Origin of the sequence: Microbacterium sp. A84, from assembly GCF_051842815.1 — a bacterium.
Lineage (GTDB): Bacteria > Actinomycetota > Actinomycetes > Actinomycetales > Microbacteriaceae > Microbacterium.
Genome location: NZ_JBPXMS010000005.1, coordinates 102,854 through 123,002, shown reverse-complemented (window position 1 = coordinate 123,002; position 20,149 = coordinate 102,854). Strand labels below are relative to the sequence as shown.

Below are 20,149 nucleotides of genomic sequence, written 5' to 3'. Positions count from 1 at the left end.
TCATGCGGCAGCCCTCACCGGAAGTGCGCGGCGACGCGCGGTGGGAATGCCGGTGGCCCGCACCCACGGCATCACGGCGCGCCCGACGAGCATCAGCAGAAGATCGACGATCAGCGCGATGACCACGACTGCGATGACGCCGGCGAGCACCTCGACAATGATGCGGCGCTGCAGACCGTTCGTGAAGAGGTAGCCGAGATTGGTGACGCCGATGAGCACCCCGACGGTGGCGAGCGAGATCGTGCTGACTGCCGTGACCCTGAGGCCTGCGAGGATGACGGGACCGGCGAGCGGCAGATCTACCGTCCAGAACCGCCGTGACCCTCCGTAGCCCACCGCCGTCGCGGACTGACGCACCGCGGCATCCACCGAGTCAAGACCGTCGGCGACGGAGCGGACCAGGATGGCGACCGCGTAGATCGTGAGACCGACGATGAGGTTCGTCTCGCTGATCGGGGAGTAGCCGACCACCGCGGGCAGCAGGATCAGCAGCGCGAGCGAGGGGATCGTGTAGAGGAGCCCGGTCAGCACGATGACCGGACCGCGCACGAGTCGGTACCGCCATGCGATCCAGCCCAGGGGCAGCGACAGCGCGAACCCGAGAACGATCGGAATCACGCTCTGACGCAGGTGCACCAGGCTGAGCTCGAAGATGAGCCCGATGTTGTCGATGACCCAGTTCATGTCGTGCCCGGATCGGTGAGTGCCCCCTGCGTACGGCCCTCGGAGTCGACGACGACGGTTCCGTGCGGCGTCTGCTTGAGGTGCAGCGCCCGGCGTCCGCGCTCGGCACCAATGAAGGCCGAGACGAAGTCGTCCGCCGGGTTTTCGATGATCTCACTGGGGCTGCCCACCTGCACGATGCGGGCACCCTTGTCGAGAATGACGACCTGATCGCCGAGCAGAAATGCTTCATCGATGTCGTGCGTCACGAAGACCACAGTCTTATCGAGCTCCCGTTGCAGCCTTATGAGCTCCTGCTGCAGGTCGGCGCGCACGATCGGGTCGACGGCGCCGAATGGCTCATCCATGAGCAGGATGTTCGGGTCGGCCGCGAGTCCACGCGCAACCCCGACACGCTGCTGTTGCCCACCCGAGAGCTGGCTGGGGTAGCGGTCAGCGAGAGCGCGGTCCAGCCCGACAGTGTCGAGCAGTTCGTTGGCTCGCGCGTGCGCTACCTTCTTCGAGGTACCGGTGAGCCGAAGAACCGTCGCAACGTTGTCGATCACGGTGAAGTGCGGCATGAGTCCAGAGTTCTGCATCACGTAACCGATGCTGCGGCGCAGGGCAACCGGATCCTTGTCGAGCACGCTGTCGCCGTCGATCTCGACGTCGCCGCCGGTCGGCTCGACCATGCGGTTGATCATGCGCAACAACGTCGTCTTTCCGCATCCGGATGACCCGACGAACACCGTCGTTTTGCGCGACGGGAGCACGAGGCTGAAGTCCTCGACGGCGCGCGTGCCGTCGGGGAATCTCTTTGATACTGAGCGGAACTCGATCATGCGTGTATCTCCGACCTGGCCGCGCCTACGGTCCGACCTCGACGCCAGGGGCGAATGCCACGTGGCCGGAGATGTCTTTACCGAGCCGCTCGAACGCCGACTGATAAGGATGCGGGTACCCCCACGCCTGATCGGCGTGCGTCTCTCCGTCGATCATGAAGGAGTAGTACTGGGCCGCCCCCTTCCACGGGCACGTGTACGCGGTCGGGCTCTCGACGAGCACCCCCGGTGTCACCGATGTGAGGGGAAAGTACCAATTGCCCTCTATCGAGATCAGATCAGTCTCGTCGGCCTCGGCGATCGTGGTTCCTTCGAATACAGCCTTCATGGTCTGGTCTCCTCAGATTCGGTTACGAGCGTAAATGAAGGTTCGGACATTCGGGGAACATTCTTCGGCTGTTCGGAGCCGAGCTCCAGATGGATGGGATGCCGGACCGCCCACGGTTCAGGCAGACTCCCGCCCGTACTCCTCGAGCAGCCGCAGCCAGATCTCGCTCACCGTCGGGTAGGCGGGCACCGCGTGCCAGAGTCGCGAGATCGGCACCTCGCCGACGATCGCGACGGTCGCGGCCTGCAGCAGATCGGCGACATCCGGTCCGACGAAGGTGACCCCGACGATGACATCGCGTGCGGTGTCGACGACCATGCGTGCCTGCCCGCTGTAGCCGTCCTCGCGCAGACTCGACCCGGCGATTGCCCCGAGGTCGTAGTCGATCACGCGGGTGTCGTACCCGGCATCCATCGCCGCTTTCGCGGTGAGCCCGACCGACGCGACCTCCGGCTCGCCGAACACGACCTGTGGCACGGCCGCGTGGTCTGCGGTGGCGACATGGCGACCCCATGCCGCATCGTCGACGTCGTCACCGTTCGCGCGGGCTGCAATCACGTCGCCTGCGGCACGCGCCTGATACTTGCCCTGGTGAGTGAGCAGCGCTCGTCCGTTCACGTCGCCGACCGCGTAGAGCCAGTCGACGCCGGGAACGCGGAGGGTGTCGTCCGTCGTGATGTAGCGGCCCGGTTCTAGATCGACCGCATCAAGCCCAATGTCGGAGGTGCGGGGAGTGCGCCCGGTGGCGACGAGGAGTTCTGCGGCGGTGACCTCCGAGCCGTCCGAGAGGGTGACCGTAACGCCATCCGCATCACGGGCGACGCGCGTCGTGCCGGTGTTCGTGCGGACGTCGACGCCGAGTTCACGCAACCCTGTCTCGACGAGCTCGCTGGCGAACGGCTCCATATTCGCCAACAGACCGCTGCGAGCGATCAGAGTCACCTTCGCACCGAGGGAGGCATACGCGGTCGCCATCTCGACGGCGACAACGCCGCCACCGACGATCGCCAGGGATGCCGGGATCTCCTGCGCGCTGGTCGCCTCGCGGCTCGTCCACGGCGCAGCATCCGCCATTCCATCGATTGGGGGGATGGTGGCATCCGTACCAGTGGAGATCGCGACCGCATGTCGGGCCGTCAGCACCTTGGTCGCACCTTCCGCGTCTGTCACCGTGACCTCTCGCGTGCCGGTGATCCGGCCGTGGCCGCGGGCGAGGTCGATGCCCGCCGATTGCAGCCAGCCGACCTGGCCGGCATCCGACCAGTCGCTGGCGAACGCGTTGCGCCGCTCCAGAACCTTGCGGACATCGAGCGTGCCCGTCACGGCTTCGGCGGCACCCGCGACGTGCTGGGCCGCACGCAATGCCTGAGCCGAGCGGAGCAATGCCTTCGACGGCATGCACGCCCAGTAGGAGCATTCACCGCCGACGAGTTCGCTCTCGACGATGATCGCGCTGAGCCCTGCCTGCACGGCGCGGTCTGCCACGTTCTCGCCGACAGGGCCTCCGCCGAGCACAATCAGGTCGTATTCATCTGTCGACATCTCTTCGCCTTCCGTCGGAACCCGTGAAGCACCAGTCTTGCCGAGGTGCAACGCGATGTCACCGGGGTTGTTCCCGATTGGGTACAGATGTATGGCGAGAATACGGATGCCCGGGGTACAGATGTCAGGCGAAAGTACGGATGTCGGCCGATTCAGCGATATTCCGACCTACAGGTGTGTTTCCGACCGACAGATGTACCGCGCAGGCTGCGGAACGAGCACGGCTTTCCCTCGCTGGCGGCGCTGTTCGATCGCCCTCATGCCGTAACCTCCGTGTTCGAAGGAGTCACCCGCTGCACCAGCACCACGGCTGCGACGGCAATCACAACGGCAACGATGAACACGGCAGTGAACGGGTCACCGGTCGTCGACAACGCGGCGAAAAGCGTGCCGGTGACGGCCAGCACCAGCGCAGCGCCGAAGGAGTCGGTGACCGTCATGGCCGCGCTGTTGAAGCCCAGATTCGCCGGTGTCGACATCGACAGGATCAGCACGCTGCTGCGTGGACTCATGAGCCCCATGCCCGAGCCGGCGACCACCCATGCGGCGGCGATCACCAGCGCATCCAACCGGAAGGCCGATGTCACCGCCACGAGTGCGATGCCGATCAACACGAGGACCATTCCGATCCGCAGTGCCGTCACGCTGGACAGCCGGGCACCCATCCGGCCCTGGACGGTGGAGGCGATCGACCAGGCGAGTGCGCCACCGGTCAATGAGAGCCCGGCGAGAGTCGGAGTGAGGGCGTACCGGTCGGTCAGCAGGTACGGCAGGTAGACCTGTGCGCCGAAGAATGCTCCGGCCATGAGGCCACGAACCAGGATGACCGATGGCAGGCCGCGGCGAGCGATCAGGGTTCCCTTGGGCACCAGCGGCCGGACGGCAATGAGAGCGACGACCGCGGCGGCGAGCGCGAGCGCCGGACCGATGTCCGGAATGTCGCCCAGAAGATTCAACGCAAGCACGGCGACGGCCGCGAGCACGGACCAGCCGAGCCTGCCGAATGCCCACGGCACCGATGCATCCCGTTCTCTCGAGAGCCCGCGCAGGGCAGGGATCACCATGACAAGCGCGGCCATCGCGAGCACGACCACGCTGAGGAAGACCCAGTGCCAGCTCCAGAGATCCGTCATCACCCCGGCGATCGTCGGACCGATCAGAGAAGGCACGACCCATGCTGCGGCGAATGCGGCGAAGATCGCCGGGTGCAGGTGCGGCGGGTAGACCCGCGCGACCACGACGTATAACGCCACCATCATCGCTCCGCTACCGAGACCCTGCGCGAAGCGCCCTGCCACGAGAATCTCCATGCTCGGCGCGAGTCCGGCGATGAGAAGGCCGACGACGAAGACGAGCACCGAGGTGTACAGCACGGCTGTCGGCCCGCGACGGTCCGACCAGTTCCCCGCTACGACCATGCCGATCAGCCCTGTTGCCAGAGGTCCGGCGAAGGCCAGCGCATACAGTCGCTCACCGTCGAGATCTGCGCTCACCGCCGGCATCACGGTCGTGACCGCCAGCGACTCGAATGCCCCGAGGAACACCAGGGCACACGCGCCGATGGTGATCCAGACGTACGCGCCGTTCATGATGCCCGGTGCGGTGGCCTTGACCGTCCGCACCTCTCCCGTATCCGTTGTCATGAGGATGACGCTAAGACCTCAACTATGGTTGAGGTCAAGCCGACGGTGCAACAGGGAGAACCGCATGCCGCAGTTAGATGGAGACAAGAACCGGCAGCTCACGATCGGCGAGTTGTCCAGTCGCAGCGGAGTCGCAGCATCCGCATTGCACTTTTACGAACGCAACGGCCTGATCGACTCGGAGCGCACGGACGGGAATCAACGCCGCTACCGCCGCGATACGCTGCGCCGGGTCGCGTTCATCCGGGTGTCGCAACGCGTCGGCATCCCCCTCAAAGACATTCGCGCGGCCCTCGAGTCGCTGCCGGAAGGACGCACTCCTACCAAGAAGGACTGGGCCCGCCTCTCGCAACGCTGGCGCGATGAGTTGGATGCGCGCATCCGCCAACTCGAGCATCTGCGGGGAGATTTGGACGGATGCATCGGATGCGGATGCCTGAGCCTGAATTCGTGCGCGCTGCAGAATCCGGCTGACGTCCTCGGTGTTGCAGGGGCTGGGCCGGTTCGCTGGCTCAAAACCGGGGCGGCGGCGGAGTGACTCGGATACACCTGCAGGGCGATCGTACGGATGTCGACTGATTCGTCGGCGTTTCGCCCTGCATCCGTGCTTCGGCCCTGCAAGTGTGCCGGGTGGCCAGTCGATCAGCCGGGTCAGGCGAGCAGCAGGCTGGTCGGCGCGGGCGCCGGGGCGCGGTGGCGGATGCCGCGAGGCGCGCCCGTGCGCTCATCGAGGTCGAGCACGCTGATCTCATCCGACCGCTGCCCCGCAACGAGCAGCGACCCATCGTGGACCAGATGATGCCGCGGCCAGTCGACTCCGGATTCGGCGAGCGCGAACGGCTCGACGCTCTCGCCCGCACCACGCACGCGCAGCGCGGCAATGGTGTTGCTGCCGCGCACTCCTGCGTAGAGGGTCTCGCCATCGCGTGAGCGCGACAGCTCGGACGGGAAGTCGAAGCCGACGACCGCCCCGGGGCTCACCGACGTCGCCGCGATGAGCGCCCATCGACCATCCGCGCCGGCCGCGAGCGTGAAGACCTCGCAGGAGTATTCCGTGACCACATGCAGGTGGCCGCTGGGGTGCACCACCATGTGCCGAGGGCCGACGCCGTACGGCAGCACGATCTGGTGATCGAGCGTCAGGCCGCTCGCCGTCGGGCGCCAGATGCGCACGAGGTCGAAGCCGAGATCGGTGGTGGCGATGCGTCCGTCCGGCAAGAACGCTGCGGAATGCGCGTGCGAAGAGCGCACGTTTTTGTCCGCTTCGACGGGCGGCACGGGTTCGGGCTCAGCGGCAGCATTCAGCCCGAGCATCTCGTCGAACAGCAGGAGTCCAGAGCGTGGCGCAGCAGTTGCACTGGGTTCGAGCGACGCAGCGGCGGCCGCCAGCATGTCGCTGAGGTCGACCGCAAGTGGATCGGCATCCCCGGTGGCGGCATCCATTCCGTAGGGATCGGTGGTGGCATCCGCGATCGACGGCTTCAGCATCCGTCCGTCTGAAGACAGGTCGATGCGCACGACCCGTCCATCGCCGTAGCAGCTGGCAACCAGGTAGTCGCCGGATGGTGCGACGGCGAGGTGGCAGACCGAGTCCCCGGCCTCGACGGGGCGGCCGAGCGGAGTCAGCGCCCTCTCGCCGGTGCGCGCGAATGCCTGGACACTGCCCGATCCCTCCAGCGCCGCAAAGACGACATCGAGCGAAGGATGCCGCGCCAACCACGATGGCGACGACGTCTTGGTGACCGCGCCCCGGTAGGCGAGTGAGGCAGGCTCGCGCCCCTCGTCGCCTTCGAGCAGGCCGATGCCCGTGGCATCCCCGCCCATATCGGCGCCGTAGCCACCGACCCAGAACTGCGTCATCGCTGTCTCCTCATGTGTATTCCTGGAGGTGTCACAGTTTGCCGCCTCTGGCCCGACTCAGCGACCATACGCGACACCCCGCCCGCGCCGACACCAGCACCCGCACGGCACCGACCCGCGCGCGCTCCGCTCAGTCCACGAGGTCGTGGCGGACGATCACCTGATCACGCTCAGGGCCGACGCCGATGACCGAGATACGCGTCTTGCTCATCTTCTCGAGCGCGAGCACGTAGTCCTGCGCGGTCTGCGGCAGATCTTCGAAGCTGCGGGCCGTCGTGATGTCTTCGCTCCAGCCGGGGAAGTTCTCGTAGATCGGCTTCGCGTGGTGGAAGTCGGTCTGGTTCACCGGAACATCGTCGAAGCGCTCTCCGTCGACGTCGTAGGCGACACACACCGGGATCTGCTCGAGACCGGTAAGGATGTCGAGCTTGGTGAGAACGAGGTCGGTGATGCCGTTGATGCGTGTCGCGTAGCGCGTGATCGGGGCGTCGTACCAGCCGACCCGGCGCGGACGGCCGGTCGTCGTGCCGAACTCGAAACCTGCGGAGCGCAGCCAGTCACCCTTCTCGTCGAACAGCTCAGTCGGGAACGGTCCAGATCCGACGCGGGTCGTGTAGGCCTTCACGATGCCGACGATGCGGTCAAGACGGCCGGGGCCGACGCCGGATCCGGATGCCGCGCCTGCCGCCGTCGCGGTCGAAGAGGTGACGAACGGGTAGGTGCCGTGGTCGATATCGAGCATGGCCGCCTGACCGCCCTCGAAGACGACGACCTCGCCACGATCCAGTGCCTCGTCGAGGAGGTGGCCGGTGTCGGCGACCATCGGGCGCAGCCGCTCGGCGTAGGAGAGCAGCTCTTCGACGATCTCGTCGACGGTGACCGAACGACGGTTGAAGACCTTCACCAGCAGGTGGTTCTTCTGATCGAGCGCGCCCTCGACCTTCTGGCGCAGGATGTTCTCGTCGAAGAGATCCTGCACGCGGATGCCGACGCGGTTGATCTTGTCGGCGTACGCCGGGCCGATCCCGCGACCGGTCGTTCCGATGTTGCGCTTGCCGAGGAAGCGCTCAGTGACCTTGTCGAGCGTGCGGTGGTACTGCGTGATGAGGTGCGCGTTCGCGCTCACCTTGAGCTTGGAGACGTCGATCCCGCGCGCCGAAAGCGCCGTGAGTTCATCGAAGAGCACCTCGGGGTCGATAACCACGCCGTTGCCGATCACCGGCGTGACACCAGGAGAGAGGATGCCAGAGGGCAGCAGGTGCAGTGCATACTTCTCGTTGCCGACGACGACGGTGTGGCCGGCGTTGTTGCCGCCGTTGAACTTCACCACCCAGTCGGTGCGGTCACCGAGCAGGTCGGTGGCCTTTCCCTTGCCCTCGTCGCCCCACTGGACTCCGACGATCACAATTCCTGGCATGGGTACCCCCTGGCAAAATATGCCTCTGCTTTCGCCGGGATTGCACCGGCGGATGAGCTGGCCCTAGTCGGGCTTGTCCATCTTACCGAAGGCCCCCCTGCCGTCTCCGTCGAACTCAGCGATCCGAGATGACGCCACGCCCGAGACCGAGCTCGGCGAGCCGATCCGCGGCCTGCTTTCGCTTCAACTCGAGCGACTCACCGATCTCCATGGCCAGCCTCGGGCGGGTGCGGATCAGGGCATCCACCGTCTCGAGCGGGAGGACCACAAGAGTGAGGATGTCTCCCGCCACCGTGACCGACTGCGTGCGCTCGCGCGTAAGGGCGGTCTGCCCGACGATCTCGCCTCGCTCTGCATAGGAGAACTCGATCCGAGCGCCGTCAATCTCAAGGGCGAGCGTCGCCCGCCCAGACAGCACGACCTTCACCTCGTCGGGAATGACACCGGCCGGCAGTACGACCTCCCCGACGCCGTATCGCTCGAGACGTGCAGAGGAGAGTAGTTGCTCGGTGTCCTCCTCGCGCAGATGCAGAGTGGGTGCGATCGCCGCAACGGCCTCGACGAGACGCTGGGGCTCGGTGAGTGGATCGGTGGAGTCTCCGTCCAGTGCGAACCCGCGACGACGGGCCGCGTACCAGAGCCAGGAAAGGTACATCGACAGCGCGCGGCCGGCGTCCGCGGGACCTGTGACCGGGATCGAGACGCCGTATGCACCAGAACCGGCGTAGTCGATCGATGCACGCTCACCTTGGACTCGCATGGGCAGCGCATCGGCGATCTCCCGCAGCAGCGCCATCACCTCGTGCGGCGGATCGTCGGTGGAGAACTTCACCGACGTGGTTGCGGAGTGGGGACCGGCCGGTTCGCTCAGGTTCGTGAAGGATGCCCCGGAAAGCGTGGAGTTCGGCACGATCTGGATGCCGGACCCGGTCTCGATGTGCACTGCCCGCCAGTTCACCTCGACGACACGCCCCTTGACGCCGCCGGTATCGAGCCAGTCACCGATTTTGAAAGGTTGCTCGAAGAGCAGCAGGAGCCCAGAGATGACACCGCCGACGGCGTTCTGCAGGGCGAGTCCGATGACGATCGACCCCACCCCCAGCGCCGTGAGCAGTCCGCCGACGTCGGCTTCCCACACCCAGGAGAACAGCAGTGCGAGCCCGACGACGACCAGCGCAAGCCGTGCGATCTCCACGAAGATCGTCGGGATCCGCTCGCGCCAGGATCCGGGGGACGCATTCGCAAACAGTGCCACGTTGAACGACGACAGCACCAGCAGGATGAGGAGGAAGCCGAAGACGGTCGCCACAACTCGCACCCACACTTGATCGGCGGGCGATTGGATCGCGAATCCCAGCAGCGCGAACACGGCGCCAGCAGGAACCACCCAATTGCGCAGCAGCCGGAGTGGCCCGGCGATCGGATTGCCCCAGCGGCTGAAGGCGCCGACGAGCTCGGTGAGGACGACCAGCACGACGGGCACGCCGACCGCCAGTGCGATCACCCACCATGCCCAGCCGTCGTTGAAGATATCGGCCATGTCAGGCGACCTTCCACACGGTCTCGGTCTTTCCCTGCGCTTCGACTGTGCCGGCCTCGACGTAGGTCACCAGTTCCTGGGTGCGGTCGCGGACCGCCTGGCTGACGTAGATTCCCGGCTCGCCGGTCACCGATCGCACCCGGTATGCGAGGCTCACCGCGTCGCCCCACAGGTCATAGGCGAGTGTGGTCCGCGCGACCAGACCGCTCGTCACAGCGCCGGTGTCAACTCCGGCGCGGAGCGAAATGTGCGTGCCGTTCTGCGCATTGAAGCGCTCAAGCACGTCCACAAGGCTTCGAGCGAACTCGACGCTGCGACGAACATTGTCGACACGGGGTACAACCAGCCCAGACGACGCGAGGTATCCACCGCGAAGCGTGCGCACCTTTTCGACGCCCGACTTCTCCGCAGCCTCGTCGAAGCCACGCATGAGCGTATTGAGCAGCCCGATCTCCTCTTCACCGCTGAGGCCTTTCGCGAGTTCATCGAAACCAACCATCTCCGCGAACACGACCGAGACGTTCTCATGGGCCTCGGTGATCGCCTCGTCGCCTTGCCTGTACTTGGCCGCGACACTTTCCGGCATGAGTGTGAGCAGCAGCTTCTCGTTCTCGATCTTCTGCTCGTCGATGAGTTCCTGCTTGATGCGCAGGCTCGAGGCCATGTCGTTGAAGGCGCTGCCGAGGTCCCCAAACTCGTCGCGAGAGCCTTGCGGCACCTGCACATCGAGATCGCCCTCGGCGACCCGACGGACAGCCCCGACGAGGCGATGGACCGGACGAGTGAACACCTGTGCGAGCAGCAGGGAGAGAAGCGAAACGACGAGCAGGATGCCCAGCATTGACAGCAGGACGTTCCTGGTGAAATCGGTGACGGGCGCAAAAGCCTCCGAGGAGTCCATCCGCGCGATGATCACCCAGTCCAGGCCATCGATCTCCAGCGGCGCATACGCGGTGACGCTGTCCGAACCGAGATAGCCGATTCCCGTGGTGATTCCACTGCGCCCGGTCTGCGCCTCCTCTACCGCGAAGGTGTTGACCGGCTGAAGAAGGACGTTTCCGTTCACCTGCGCAGCACGTTTCGCGATGCTCGGGGCAGTGCCGCCCTCGATGGCGAGCTGCGCATACTCGTCTGGGTCCTCCAAAAGCTGGCGCGAATTGCTGCGCATGAGATCGTCACGACCGACGAGATACACCTCGCCGGTTTCACCAAGACCCTGCTCGCTCCAGTTTCCGTCGCCGGTCATGACCTCGTTGATCTGATCCGTCGGAACCTGGACTGCCATCGCGCCAATGATGTCGCTGCCCTCGCCGACAGGCGACACGACCCACGAGGTGGGAAGGCCCAGAGAGGGCAGGTAACGCTCAAAATCGGTGGTGACGACCTTGTTCAGAGATCCGCTCAGCATCACCTCATCAAATGCGCCGGCAAGCGAGGAATCCGAATACGGTTCCTCATGGATGTCAACGCCAAGGTCGACACTCTTATAGGCGCTGTATACGACGTTGCCATCGCGATCGAGCAGGACCACATCCTCGTAGTTCAGCGTCTCGACCAGGCTCTGAAAATAGGGGCCGAAGGTTGCATTTGCGGCACTCCATGCGCTGCCATCTCCGGCATCGCTCAGCGCCAGGCCGGCGTCATAGTCGTCGTATGCTCGGCCAGCCGTATAGAAGGACTGCAGATAGGTTCCTGCCGCTGTCGCTGGCACAAATGTTGACGAGACGTACTCCAGTTGGGAGCGATCTTCCAGCGCGGGAACGAACTCATCCTCATAGAACGCTGCAACAGACGCTGCCTGCTCCTCGGTGACTTCGACATCCTTGAGCGCCGCAAAACCGTCGACGAACGCCTTCGTCCCCTCGACGGCACTGGCATTGCGCGAATCCAGTTCCACTCCGGTCTGCAGACTCTGGAACTCCCGTTCGATCGCATCCGCTCGCAACTCTCGAATGGTCGTGAGCTGATCGATTGCCGCGGCCTGCAGCGATTGCCGACCGTTAATGAACCCGATCGCTCCCACGACGACCGAGGAGACCAAGCTCACCCCCAGCAGCATGATGAGGAGCTTCGATTGGATGCTCAGTCCACCTCGCCACCGACTGGACCGTGCATTCGTCGCCACCGCGTCAATACCGCTGCCACTCATATGCTCTCCGCCGTTCTGCGCATCGGAAACGCAACTCAGTCACGACCCTAGCGATATACCGGTACATCGGCGAGAGAAATTATTCCGTGCGGCGCATCGCGGCGCGACAGCGGGACGTCGGTCAGGAGGACATCAAACCCGTGGCGGCGATACCGTGCTGCGCGCGGAACCAGCGCTCCGCGGCATCCGCGTCTCTGGCCAGCATCGACAGACGCATCTTTCGATAGCAATCCCCCCGGAATTCACGGGTGCCCAGCACTGGTCGCGCTTGGCGGAGGTTGCGTTCGGCCAGCAGACTGGCCTCATGCATGACCTTGCCGAGGACTGGATTGCCCGATAGCCGGGTGAGGTACCCGACGAAGATCCGAGACGCGAACATGAGGTCCGCGGCATCCTCGGCGTCGGACGCCTCGATCATGCGGTCGAGCTGAGCGATCGCCTCCGCCAGTTCTGCATCATCCATCCGCCGCACCGCGAGCTGGAGGGCGATGCCTGCTTGGAGGCCGGTGTACTCGAGGGTGCTGGCGATCATCTCCTCGGTGACCTCGGTCACGCGCGTGTACCGGCTCGGCGACATCTCGATCAGCCCTGCCCAGCTCAGTCGCTGCAGCGCCTCACGAACCGGCGTCCGCGAGACACCGAGCGCCTCAGCAAGCTCTTTGTCGCTCACCCGCTCACCGGGGGCCAGCCGCCCCTCGACGATCGCGCCGCTGATGCTCTCGTAGACCCGGTCGCCCAGCGCATGGCCTTGAGCCTCCAGTGCGCCGATTCGATCGCTCAACGGCAACCGCGTGTCCTGCTCCATGTTTTCCCCAGCCTTCCATCGCAAACTCACCCCAATGAGCCACCGATATATCGTAGGTCGTGATCGTACCCAATACAGTGGGGAACCATGACGACTTGGTGGCCATACGCACGACTTGCCGCAGCAGTACTCGGCGCAGCCGCGATCATCACTCAGCTGATGAGAACCCTGCAGAACGGTGCCATCTCGCCGACCGAGTGGGGCGCGCATGTTCCGACGCTCGCGGCGAACTTCCTCAGTTTCTTCACGATCGAATCGAATCTTCTCGCCGTGATCGTCCTCTCGATCGGCGCGATCTGGGCGTGGACCAGCGGTCGAAAGGAAGAGCGCGAACCGGGCTGGTTCGCGGTGCTGCTCACCTGCGTGAGCACGTACATGATCGTGACTGGCATCGTCTACAACCTGCTGCTGCGAAATGTCGAGCTCCCACAGGGCGTCACGGTGCCATGGTCGAACGAAGTGCTCCACGTCGTCATTCCGCTTTTTTTGCTGGCTGATGTGCTTTTCGCGCCGAAGCGGCGCGCGCTCCCGTGGAGCGCCGTGGCGATTACGGCGATCTTCCCCGTCGTCTGGGCCGGTTACACCCTGCTGCGCGCGAATGTCATCATCGCCCCCGCCACAGGTGACGCCTGGTGGTACCCGTACCCGTTCCTCGATCCGCACCTCGTGCCTGGCGGGTACCTGGGGGTCGCCGGCTACATCGTCGGAATCGCTGCCGCGATCGTCGGCGTGGCCGCACTGGTCGTGTGGATCGGCCGGCGCCGCGCGCGCTCATAGGACGCTGGGGTTAGCCTGTTCTGCGGGGGAATGCAGTGGTGTGTCTCCCTGGTGCAATCGAGGAGACACAGATGAACCAGCCCTATCCCGCGTCGAACGGCAGCTCGGCGGTTCCTCCTCCTCCCGCGCCTCCGGCTCCGCCAGCACCCGCAAGCCCGGCAGCGCCCGCAAGCCCGCCAGCACCGGCTCCGATGCCGACACCGGCACCCGCAAGCCCCACACCAGGCTCAGACGCCGGGCCCAGTGCCGCGGAGATGCAGCGTGCCGGCGAAGTACTCAAGGTCATCTCCGACGCGTACTCGGCGAAGATGGTCGGCCAGGAGCGGCTGCGCACCAGCCTTCTGGTCTCCCTCATCGCCGGCGGGCACATCCTGCTCGAGTCCGTGCCAGGGCTCGCGAAGACCACGGCCGCAAGCACGCTGGCCGACACCATCAAGGCCAGCTTCAAGCGCATCCAGTGCACGCCTGATCTTCTTCCCAGCGACATCACCGGCAACCAGATCTACGACGCCGCGACGGGCTCGTTCCGCACCATCCTGGGTCCGGTGCACGCGAACTTCGTGCTGCTCGACGAGATCAACCGCTCCAGCGCCAAGACCCAGTCGGCGATGCTCGAGGCGATGCAGGAGCACCAGACCACGATCGGCGGCGAGGTACATCACCTGCCGAAGCCCTTCCTCGTGATCGCCACACAGAACCCGATCGAGCAGGAGGGCACCTACGAGCTCCCCGAGGCACAGATGGACCGGTTCCTCCTCAAGGAGATCGTCGACTATCCGAGCCCGGCAGACGAGTTTGAGATCCTCCGACGCATCGACTCCGGCATACTCGATCCTGACCGGCACGTCACCAGCGCCGTCTCCCTCGAAGACGTGAAGATGCTGCAGGAGATCGCCAGCCGCATCTACGTCGACGACGCGATTCGCAACTACATCGTCTCGCTCGCCTACGTCACGCGTAACCCGGGCCCGTACATCGGCGAGGATCGCGCCCGCTACATCAAGTACGGTGCCAGCCCCCGTGCCAGCATCGCCTTCCTGCAGGCATCCCGCGCTCTGGCGATGCTCAACGGCCGCACGCACGTCATCCCCGAAGACATCCGCACGCTCCGTCACGTCATCCTCCGCCACCGCGTGCTGCTGACGTTCGAAGCGGATGCTGAGGGCATCCGGAGCGAGGAGATCATCGACCAGATCTTCACCTCGGTGCCGACGCCGTAACGGCATCCGCGTATATGGCAAGCCTGATCACGCAGGTGAAGAGCAAACTCTTCATCCACTCTTCGCAGAAGTCGATGCATGCGCTCGATGGCGCCTACGCGTCGCTTTTGCACGGGCGCAGCCTCGACTTCGAAGACCTGCGCAATTACGAGTACGGCGATCAGGTGCGCGACATCGACTGGCGGGCGACTGCCCGGCTCGGCACCCCACTGGTCAAACGCCATCGCGCGAACCGTATGCATACCGTGCTGTTCGTCGTCGACACCGGACGCGCGATGACCGCGCTCGCGCATGATGAGAAGCCCAAGAAGGATCTGGCCGTGCTGGCTACGGGTGTACTCGGCATCCTGGCGCTCCGCCACGGAGACGACTTCAGCGTCGTTCACGGCGATAGCGAGCGCATCCGTCGCCGCGCTCCTGGACGCAGCGAGGGCGCACTCGAACACGCCCTGCGCACGATCGATCAGACCATCTCCACCGCCACAGCACCCAGCGACCGCGATGCACTCCTTTCCTTCGTCGCGCGAACGATCGCACGACGTTGCATTGTCGTCATCATCACGGATGACGCTCCCGTCACCGACGAGAGCGAACGGATGCTGCGCCGACTCCGCGTGCAGCATGACGTGCTGTGGATCACCCTTCGCGATGCCGACCCAGTGCTCGATCACACGTCCCACGCGGCACGCGCCGATGTGTACACCCGGTGGGCTGTTCCCGACTTCGTGCACGGCGACACGGAAGTTCTCGGCGAGTTGCTCGCGCAATCGCAGGCGGATGCCGAGCACCGCACCCGCCTGCTCGACCGGCTCGAGATCAGCCACACGACCCTCGACACCCAGGACGACGCGGTCCCTCGGCTGCTGCGCATGCTGAATCGGAGGGCGCATGTCAGGAACTGACGAGCTCTACCCTCCCGCCCAGTACGGCTGGGGCTGGATGCTGCTCGCGATCGGCATCATCGCCGTGCTCATCCTCGCCGCATGGCTGTTGATCTTCTTGACCAGGCCCAGACGCGCCACGTCTGTGCAGGATCCGCCACCACAGATCACTCCGCCCACCGGCGAGGTGCTGTCCATGCTGAGAATGGAATATAACGACCGCATCAGCCAAATCGAGGCCGGTTACCGTACGGGCGCGCTCACTGCGCGCGGCGCCAATCTCGAACTCAGTCGCATGGTTCGCCTGTTCGTCAACGAGTACAGCGGCCTGGAAGCGCCAGTGCTCGCGCTCGATGACCTGCAGCGACTCGGCGTGCAACCCGCGCTGATCGACGCGATGAAGAGGCACTACTACCCGAGCATCTTCCGCAGGGAATCCGCGAACGACCCAACCGCTGGCATCGAGGCCGCGCGCACGGTGGTGGCGTCATGGCACTAGCGAACTGGTGGCTCATCCTCATCGCGGTCGCCGTCATCGTCATCGCGATCACTGTCGGTCTTCTCATCGGACTTCGTGGCGGCGCGCGACACCGCGAAACGCCCAGCGCTCCGATCGCGCGTGCCGAGCGGCTGCGCGCGTTACCGTCGTTCCAGCACGCTGTCCGCAGGCGCACAGCGGCCCTCGTCGGAGTCGTCGCGCTCGGCGTAATTGCCACCGCAATCGGCGGAGTCGTGGCCGCCCGCCCGATGTCATCCGAAACAATCCAGCCGATTAATTCGAGCCGCGACATCATGCTCTGCCTCGACGTCTCCGGGTCAATGAGTGACGTGGATGTCGAGGTGCTCGCCGTCTTCGAGGAGCTCCTCGATGGCTTCGAGGGCGAGCGCATCGGCCTGACAATCTTCAACAGTTCGCCGGTGCAGGTCTTCCCGCTGACCGACGACTATGACTTCATCCGCACCCACCTGCAGAGCATTCGGGAAAGCTTCGATTTCATGGAAGAGATCCCCGAGCACTGGGTCGGCACGCTGAATGGTCCAGGTGCCTCACTGATCGGCGATGGGCTTGCATCGTGCGCCATGCGCTTCGACCACCTCGATGAGGAACGCAGCCGCTCGATCATCCTCGCCACGGACAACGAGCTCGCCGGAGCATCCATCGTCACGCTGGAAGAAGCCGCGAACTATGCGGCATCCGTCGGAGTGCGCGTCTTCGCTCTGAACCCGGTGCAGGGCGTCAACACTGAGATCAGTGACGAGCTCGTCACTGCGGCCCAGATCACCGGCGGCGAGGCCTATGGCCTCCGCGAAACGACGACCGTCGCCGACATCATCGCGGACGTGCAGGAGCAGGATGCCGCGGAGCTGCGTGGCCAGGCACAGGTCGTGTGGACCGACACCCCGAACCTGTGGATCGCCGTGCTGCTCGTCGCCAGCCTCGGCTTCATCGTGCTGCTGTGGAGGGTGAGACTGTGATTTTTCAGCCCGTCCTCAATGTCTTCCTGCTCGTGTTGCTATTCGCGCCGGTGGTGTTCCTCGCGGGGTGGATGCTGGTGAAGTCCCTGCGCCCCGTAGCTGGAGCCTCGGCGGGGCCCGCGACCGGCGCCTCTCCGATCATGTGGGTGCTGCGACTGCTGATGCTGCTCGCCTGCTTCATGATGCTGCTGCGCCCAGGCATCCCCGGAGGCGCGACACAGACCCTCGCGACAGAAACCGACATCGTGATCGTGGTCGACACAACGGCGAGCATCGTCGCGGAGGACTGGGGCGACGGCCAGCAGCGACTCGACGGCGTCCGTCAAGACGTGCAGTCAATCGTCGACGAATACCCCGGTGCACGCTTTGCCCTGATCACGTTCGATGCATCGGCCGAGTTGCGTCTGCCATTGACCACCGACACCACCGCACTCATCTCGTCATTGGAGATTCTGCATCCTGAGGTCACCTCGCAGTCGCGCGGCAGCTCGATCGGCATCGCGAACAGGATGCTGAAGGAGACGCTGGCCTCGGCCGCTGAGTCGGCATCCGATCGCTCACGCATGGTGTTCTATCTCGGCGACGGGGAGCAGACGGACAGTCGCGACCCGGAGTCGTTCGCAGGCAGCGCGCAGTACATCGACGCCGGCTCCGTGCTCGGCTACGGCACCAGCGCGGGCGGACCGATGAAGATCACGACGGGTGGCTTCGGCTCTTCGACGGACGGTTCAGCCGGCGCTGACGGATACATCGAGTACGAGGGCCAGCCCGCCATGTCGGTGATCGACGACGCGAACCTGCAGACCATCGCCGGCGACCTCGGCGTGAGCTATCAGCTGCGCTCCGCCGACACCGCGATCGAGCTTCCGGAGGCACCGACCGCGACGAAGAACTACACCGAGTCCGGCTCAGTCGGCAACGTGATCGAGCTGTACTGGATCTTCGCGCTCGTGATGGTGGCACTGCTCGGCGTCGAGCTCGCACGCGCCACGATGCTCATCACGCAGATGCGCGGACTCGCGATTCGGGGAGGTGGCGCGTGACGAATCTCACTGCCCCCTCGCAGGCGGATGCCGCATCCGGTCTGATCCAGGCGAATCGCCGCCGCCGGCGCATCCGCCGCCTCGTCGTCATCGGCACTCTGCCCCTGACGCTGGCAGCCCTGCTGTTCGTCGGCAAGCTGCTGAGTATGTACGCGTTCGCGCACCAGGCGATCACGTCGTATGTCGTCGCGGACTACTCGGGATCCACCGCAGCCGCCGAGGGACAGGAGTTCCTGAACTGGTTCGAACCGTTCAAGGCCCCCTACAACGTCGGCACGGCGTTGGCCGGTGCCGAGGAGCTTGACGGGGCACGCACGAAATTCGAGGAAGCGCTGCCGTTGGCGACCGGGCTCGAGGTCTGCGCCGTGCGCGTGAACCTCGCCATCGTGATCGAGCGGCAGGGTGATTCTTTGGTCGATGAGGGCGATGGGGTCGGCGGCGCCGCGCTCTACGGCGAGGCTCTGCTCGTCACAGCTGAGACGCCGGAGGAGTGCAACAGCGAAGAGGCCGACTCGCAGTCACCGGATCCGGATCGCAGCATGAGTGAGACCCTCGACGAGCTGGAGGACCGCCTGCAGGAGAAGCAGCGGAACCAGCAGCCGCCCCCGCCTTCTGACGGCGAGGACGGTCAGGAAGAGCAGCCGCAGCAGCCCGATCAGGGCAAGCTCGACGAGATCCAGGAGAAGCTCGAGCAGGGCGCCAAGGAACGCGAGCAGAACCAGCAGGACGATCCAGATAGCCCAGGCTCCGGGACGGATAAGCCATGGTAGAGCCCGAGAAGCAGCGCGCACGTTATGTGGCCGGCACTGAGGGTGCACCCCCGCTGCCGCCGCCCGGCGGATATCACGGCGCCCGCCGCGCGCAGGCGCCCAGTACTTCAGACAGTGCTTCCTACGGCGGCCCCTACGGCGCCCCGACTGCACCGATCATCGGCTCGGCCACGGCCCCCGCAGACAAGCAACCGGCGAACGCGATCGGCTGGAGCGCTCTCGTGGTCGCGATCCTGTTCGCACTGACGCTGCTCGGCACGCTGCTCGCCGGCTTCACCGACACGCTCTACGGCGTCACGCTGCTGACACTGCAGCTGGTGGTGATCGGTGTCGTGATCGCGGCGCTCGTCACGCCGCGCGGACGGGCGCTCGGCGCATCCGCTCTTGTCATCACGCTGTTGCTGAACGTCGCGACCGTCGGTGCGATGAGTGCGCTGCAGACGTCGGCATCCGGTAACTATCAGGGCGAGAAGGCTGCCGAACAGAAGCATGAAGAGGCATACCCCGGCATCAAGGATGTCCCGCCGAGCACGATCCTGTCCCAGATGTCACTGGAACAGGTCCGCGCGCTCAGTGATGAGGCGCTGGCTGAGATCCGTGCGCGGCTGAGCGATGAGTTCGGGTACACGTGGACCGAGGTCGCGGAGGAAGATCTGCGCCCCGAGCGCAACGGCTACGGTGGCGAGTCGATGCTCGTGCAGTACATATCGGTGCCGTGGATGACGAACGAGCCGATCCAGGATTACAACCGCAAACGTCAGGTGATGGGCATCATCGAAGAGGTGCTGTACGACTACGACATGTACAGCCTGTACTCGTTCAACGATCCGTCATCTGGCCTGGATGACACGATCCTAGAGAAGTTCTACGGCAGCACGGACCCTCGTACGCAGAACACATGGGAGTGGTACACCGACAACTACCCCGACCCGATGCGTTTCTACGCGGTGATGTACGACCTCTCGAACGACCGCACTGGGGAGTTCCTCGGCGAGCGCGAGGCACAGAGCGCGCGTACCGGCGAGCCGCTGGAGGGTCTGCAGATCTACTTCCTGGCCCCCGAACTGCTCAACGAGGCCGATCAGGAAGAGTTCCAGACGCGACTCGAGGAGTACCCGGGGCTCTGAGCGGGGGCATCCGCGGAATCGCCGCCCGAAATCAGGAACTCAGCCCGAGATCAGGACATTTCCCGA

General features: G+C 65.1%; 19 protein-coding genes. 9 read left to right on the top strand and 10 right to left on the bottom strand.

Features of this window, described 5'->3' with window-relative positions; genetic code table 11:
* The 5 genes from ACSU04_RS17420 to ACSU04_RS17400 all read right to left on the bottom strand — a co-directional run bounded on the left by ACSU04_RS17420 (nucleotide 1) and on the right by ACSU04_RS17400 (nucleotide 5,018).
* A complete protein-coding gene (locus tag ACSU04_RS17420) occupies nucleotides 1-684 on the bottom strand; it encodes an ABC transporter permease (RefSeq protein ID WP_439290448.1) in 684 nt (227 codons plus the stop codon).
* Entirely contained in the window at nucleotides 681-1,505 is an 825-nt protein-coding gene (locus ACSU04_RS17415) for an ABC transporter ATP-binding protein (RefSeq protein ID WP_439290447.1), read from the bottom strand. The genes ACSU04_RS17420 and ACSU04_RS17415 overlap by 4 nt, the downstream gene beginning before the upstream one ends.
* A 25-nt stretch (nucleotides 1,506-1,530) precedes the next feature.
* Nucleotides 1,531-1,833, bottom strand: coding sequence for a DUF427 domain-containing protein (locus ACSU04_RS17410; protein ID WP_439290446.1), 303 nt, complete (start codon nucleotides 1,831-1,833; stop codon nucleotides 1,531-1,533).
* Nucleotides 1,834-1,950: 117 nt separating this feature from the next.
* Nucleotides 1,951-3,375, bottom strand: a complete 1,425-nt coding sequence (locus ACSU04_RS17405) for a dihydrolipoyl dehydrogenase family protein (RefSeq protein ID WP_439290445.1) — start codon at nucleotides 3,373-3,375, stop codon at nucleotides 1,951-1,953.
* A 257-nt stretch (nucleotides 3,376-3,632) separates the two neighbouring features.
* Nucleotides 3,633-5,018: an MFS transporter gene (locus ACSU04_RS17400; RefSeq protein WP_439290444.1), complete on the bottom strand. Its 1,386-nt coding sequence runs from the start codon at nucleotides 5,016-5,018 to the stop codon at nucleotides 3,633-3,635.
* On the opposite strand from ACSU04_RS17400, the gene soxR reads away from it, so the two are divergent.
* A complete protein-coding gene (soxR, locus tag ACSU04_RS17395; RefSeq protein ID WP_439283520.1) occupies nucleotides 5,017-5,556 on the top strand; it encodes a redox-sensitive transcriptional activator SoxR in 540 nt (179 codons plus the stop codon). The two genes, ACSU04_RS17400 and soxR, sit on opposite strands and share 2 nt — an antisense overlap.
* Nucleotides 5,557-5,669: 113 nt before the next feature.
* On the opposite strand, the gene ACSU04_RS17390 is transcribed toward soxR, so the two are convergent.
* The 5 genes from ACSU04_RS17390 to ACSU04_RS17370 form a co-directional block, all read right to left on the bottom strand.
* The gene (locus ACSU04_RS17390; RefSeq protein WP_439290443.1) at nucleotides 5,670-6,878 is read right to left on the bottom strand and encodes a lactonase family protein; all 1,209 of its coding nucleotides are present in this window, start codon (nucleotides 6,876-6,878) and stop codon (nucleotides 5,670-5,672) included.
* A 130-nt stretch (nucleotides 6,879-7,008) separates the two neighbouring features.
* Nucleotides 7,009-8,295 (bottom strand): adenylosuccinate synthase, encoded by a 1,287-nt coding sequence (locus tag ACSU04_RS17385; RefSeq protein WP_439290442.1) that lies wholly within the window; start codon nucleotides 8,293-8,295, stop codon nucleotides 7,009-7,011.
* Nucleotides 8,296-8,410: 115 nt separating this feature from the next.
* Nucleotides 8,411-9,835 (bottom strand): mechanosensitive ion channel domain-containing protein, encoded by a 1,425-nt coding sequence (locus tag ACSU04_RS17380; RefSeq protein WP_439290441.1) that lies wholly within the window; start codon nucleotides 9,833-9,835, stop codon nucleotides 8,411-8,413.
* Between the two features lies 1 nt (nucleotide 9,836).
* Complete coding sequence (locus ACSU04_RS17375) at nucleotides 9,837-11,984, bottom strand: adenylate/guanylate cyclase domain-containing protein (RefSeq protein ID WP_439290440.1); 2,148 nt, start codon at nucleotides 11,982-11,984, stop codon at nucleotides 9,837-9,839.
* Nucleotides 11,985-12,105: 121 nt separating this feature from the next.
* Nucleotides 12,106-12,789, bottom strand: coding sequence for a GntR family transcriptional regulator (locus ACSU04_RS17370; RefSeq protein ID WP_439290439.1), 684 nt, complete (start codon nucleotides 12,787-12,789; stop codon nucleotides 12,106-12,108).
* 87 nt (nucleotides 12,790-12,876) lie between these two features.
* Here ACSU04_RS17370 and ACSU04_RS17365 point away from each other — a divergent pair, with 87 nt between their 5' ends.
* The 8 genes from ACSU04_RS17365 to ACSU04_RS17330 all read left to right on the top strand — a co-directional run bounded on the left by ACSU04_RS17365 (nucleotide 12,877) and on the right by ACSU04_RS17330 (nucleotide 20,083).
* Complete coding sequence (locus ACSU04_RS17365) at nucleotides 12,877-13,566, top strand: Pr6Pr family membrane protein (RefSeq protein WP_439290438.1); 690 nt, start codon at nucleotides 12,877-12,879, stop codon at nucleotides 13,564-13,566.
* 191 nt (nucleotides 13,567-13,757) lie between these two features.
* Nucleotides 13,758-14,786 carry an AAA family ATPase gene (locus ACSU04_RS17360; protein ID WP_439290490.1) on the top strand — a complete coding sequence of 343 codons (1,029 nt, stop codon included), beginning with the start codon at nucleotides 13,758-13,760 and terminating at the stop codon, nucleotides 14,784-14,786.
* 35 nt (nucleotides 14,787-14,821) lie between these two features.
* Complete coding sequence (locus ACSU04_RS17355) at nucleotides 14,822-15,688, top strand: DUF58 domain-containing protein (protein WP_439290437.1); 867 nt, start codon at nucleotides 14,822-14,824, stop codon at nucleotides 15,686-15,688.
* Nucleotides 15,675-16,166, top strand: a complete 492-nt coding sequence (locus tag ACSU04_RS17350; protein WP_439290436.1) for a hypothetical protein — start codon at nucleotides 15,675-15,677, stop codon at nucleotides 16,164-16,166. Before ACSU04_RS17355 ends, ACSU04_RS17350 begins: the two co-directional genes overlap by 14 nt.
* Nucleotides 16,157-17,143: a VWA domain-containing protein gene (locus ACSU04_RS17345; RefSeq protein WP_439283500.1), complete on the top strand. Its 987-nt coding sequence runs from the start codon at nucleotides 16,157-16,159 to the stop codon at nucleotides 17,141-17,143. Before ACSU04_RS17350 ends, ACSU04_RS17345 begins: the two co-directional genes overlap by 10 nt.
* Nucleotides 17,140-18,186, top strand: a complete 1,047-nt coding sequence (locus ACSU04_RS17340; protein ID WP_439290435.1) for a vWA domain-containing protein — start codon at nucleotides 17,140-17,142, stop codon at nucleotides 18,184-18,186. Before ACSU04_RS17345 ends, ACSU04_RS17340 begins: the two co-directional genes overlap by 4 nt.
* Nucleotides 18,183-18,956 carry a hypothetical protein gene (locus ACSU04_RS17335; RefSeq protein ID WP_439290434.1) on the top strand — a complete coding sequence of 258 codons (774 nt, stop codon included), beginning with the start codon at nucleotides 18,183-18,185 and terminating at the stop codon, nucleotides 18,954-18,956. Before ACSU04_RS17340 ends, ACSU04_RS17335 begins: the two co-directional genes overlap by 4 nt.
* Nucleotides 18,950-20,083 (top strand): hypothetical protein, encoded by a 1,134-nt coding sequence (locus ACSU04_RS17330; protein WP_439290433.1) that lies wholly within the window; start codon nucleotides 18,950-18,952, stop codon nucleotides 20,081-20,083. Before ACSU04_RS17335 ends, ACSU04_RS17330 begins: the two co-directional genes overlap by 7 nt.
* Nucleotides 20,084-20,149: the final 66 nt, after the last annotated feature.

Bases quoted from the DNA above. Each gene is read 5' to 3' on its own strand.
- ACSU04_RS17410 (WP_439290446.1), bottom strand. From the start codon at position 1,833: ATGAAGGCTGTATTCGAAGGAACCACGATCGCCGAGGCCGACGAGACT.
- ACSU04_RS17385 (WP_439290442.1), bottom strand. From the start codon at position 8,295: ATGCCAGGAATTGTGATCGTCGGAGTCCAGTGGGGCGACGAGGGCAAG.
- ACSU04_RS17350 (WP_439290436.1), top strand. From the start codon at position 15,675: ATGTCAGGAACTGACGAGCTCTACCCTCCCGCCCAGTACGGCTGGGGC.
- ACSU04_RS17415 (WP_439290447.1), bottom strand. From the start codon at position 1,505: ATGATCGAGTTCCGCTCAGTATCAAAGAGATTCCCCGACGGCACGCGC.
- ACSU04_RS17420 (WP_439290448.1), bottom strand. From the start codon at position 684: ATGAACTGGGTCATCGACAACATCGGGCTCATCTTCGAGCTCAGCCTG.
- ACSU04_RS17380 (WP_439290441.1), bottom strand. From the start codon at position 9,835: ATGGCCGATATCTTCAACGACGGCTGGGCATGGTGGGTGATCGCACTG.
- ACSU04_RS17345 (WP_439283500.1), top strand. From the start codon at position 16,157: ATGGCACTAGCGAACTGGTGGCTCATCCTCATCGCGGTCGCCGTCATC.
- ACSU04_RS17365 (WP_439290438.1), top strand. From the start codon at position 12,877: ATGACGACTTGGTGGCCATACGCACGACTTGCCGCAGCAGTACTCGGC.
- soxR (WP_439283520.1), top strand. From the start codon at position 5,017: ATGAGGATGACGCTAAGACCTCAACTATGGTTGAGGTCAAGCCGACGG.
- ACSU04_RS17360 (WP_439290490.1), top strand. From the start codon at position 13,758: ATGCCGACACCGGCACCCGCAAGCCCCACACCAGGCTCAGACGCCGGG.
- ACSU04_RS17370 (WP_439290439.1), bottom strand. From the start codon at position 12,789: ATGGAGCAGGACACGCGGTTGCCGTTGAGCGATCGAATCGGCGCACTG.
- ACSU04_RS17375 (WP_439290440.1), bottom strand. From the start codon at position 11,984: ATGAGTGGCAGCGGTATTGACGCGGTGGCGACGAATGCACGGTCCAGT.
- ACSU04_RS17405 (WP_439290445.1), bottom strand. From the start codon at position 3,375: ATGTCGACAGATGAATACGACCTGATTGTGCTCGGCGGAGGCCCTGTC.
- ACSU04_RS17330 (WP_439290433.1), top strand. From the start codon at position 18,950: ATGGTAGAGCCCGAGAAGCAGCGCGCACGTTATGTGGCCGGCACTGAG.
- ACSU04_RS17400 (WP_439290444.1), bottom strand. From the start codon at position 5,018: ATGACAACGGATACGGGAGAGGTGCGGACGGTCAAGGCCACCGCACCG.
- ACSU04_RS17390 (WP_439290443.1), bottom strand. From the start codon at position 6,878: ATGACGCAGTTCTGGGTCGGTGGCTACGGCGCCGATATGGGCGGGGAT.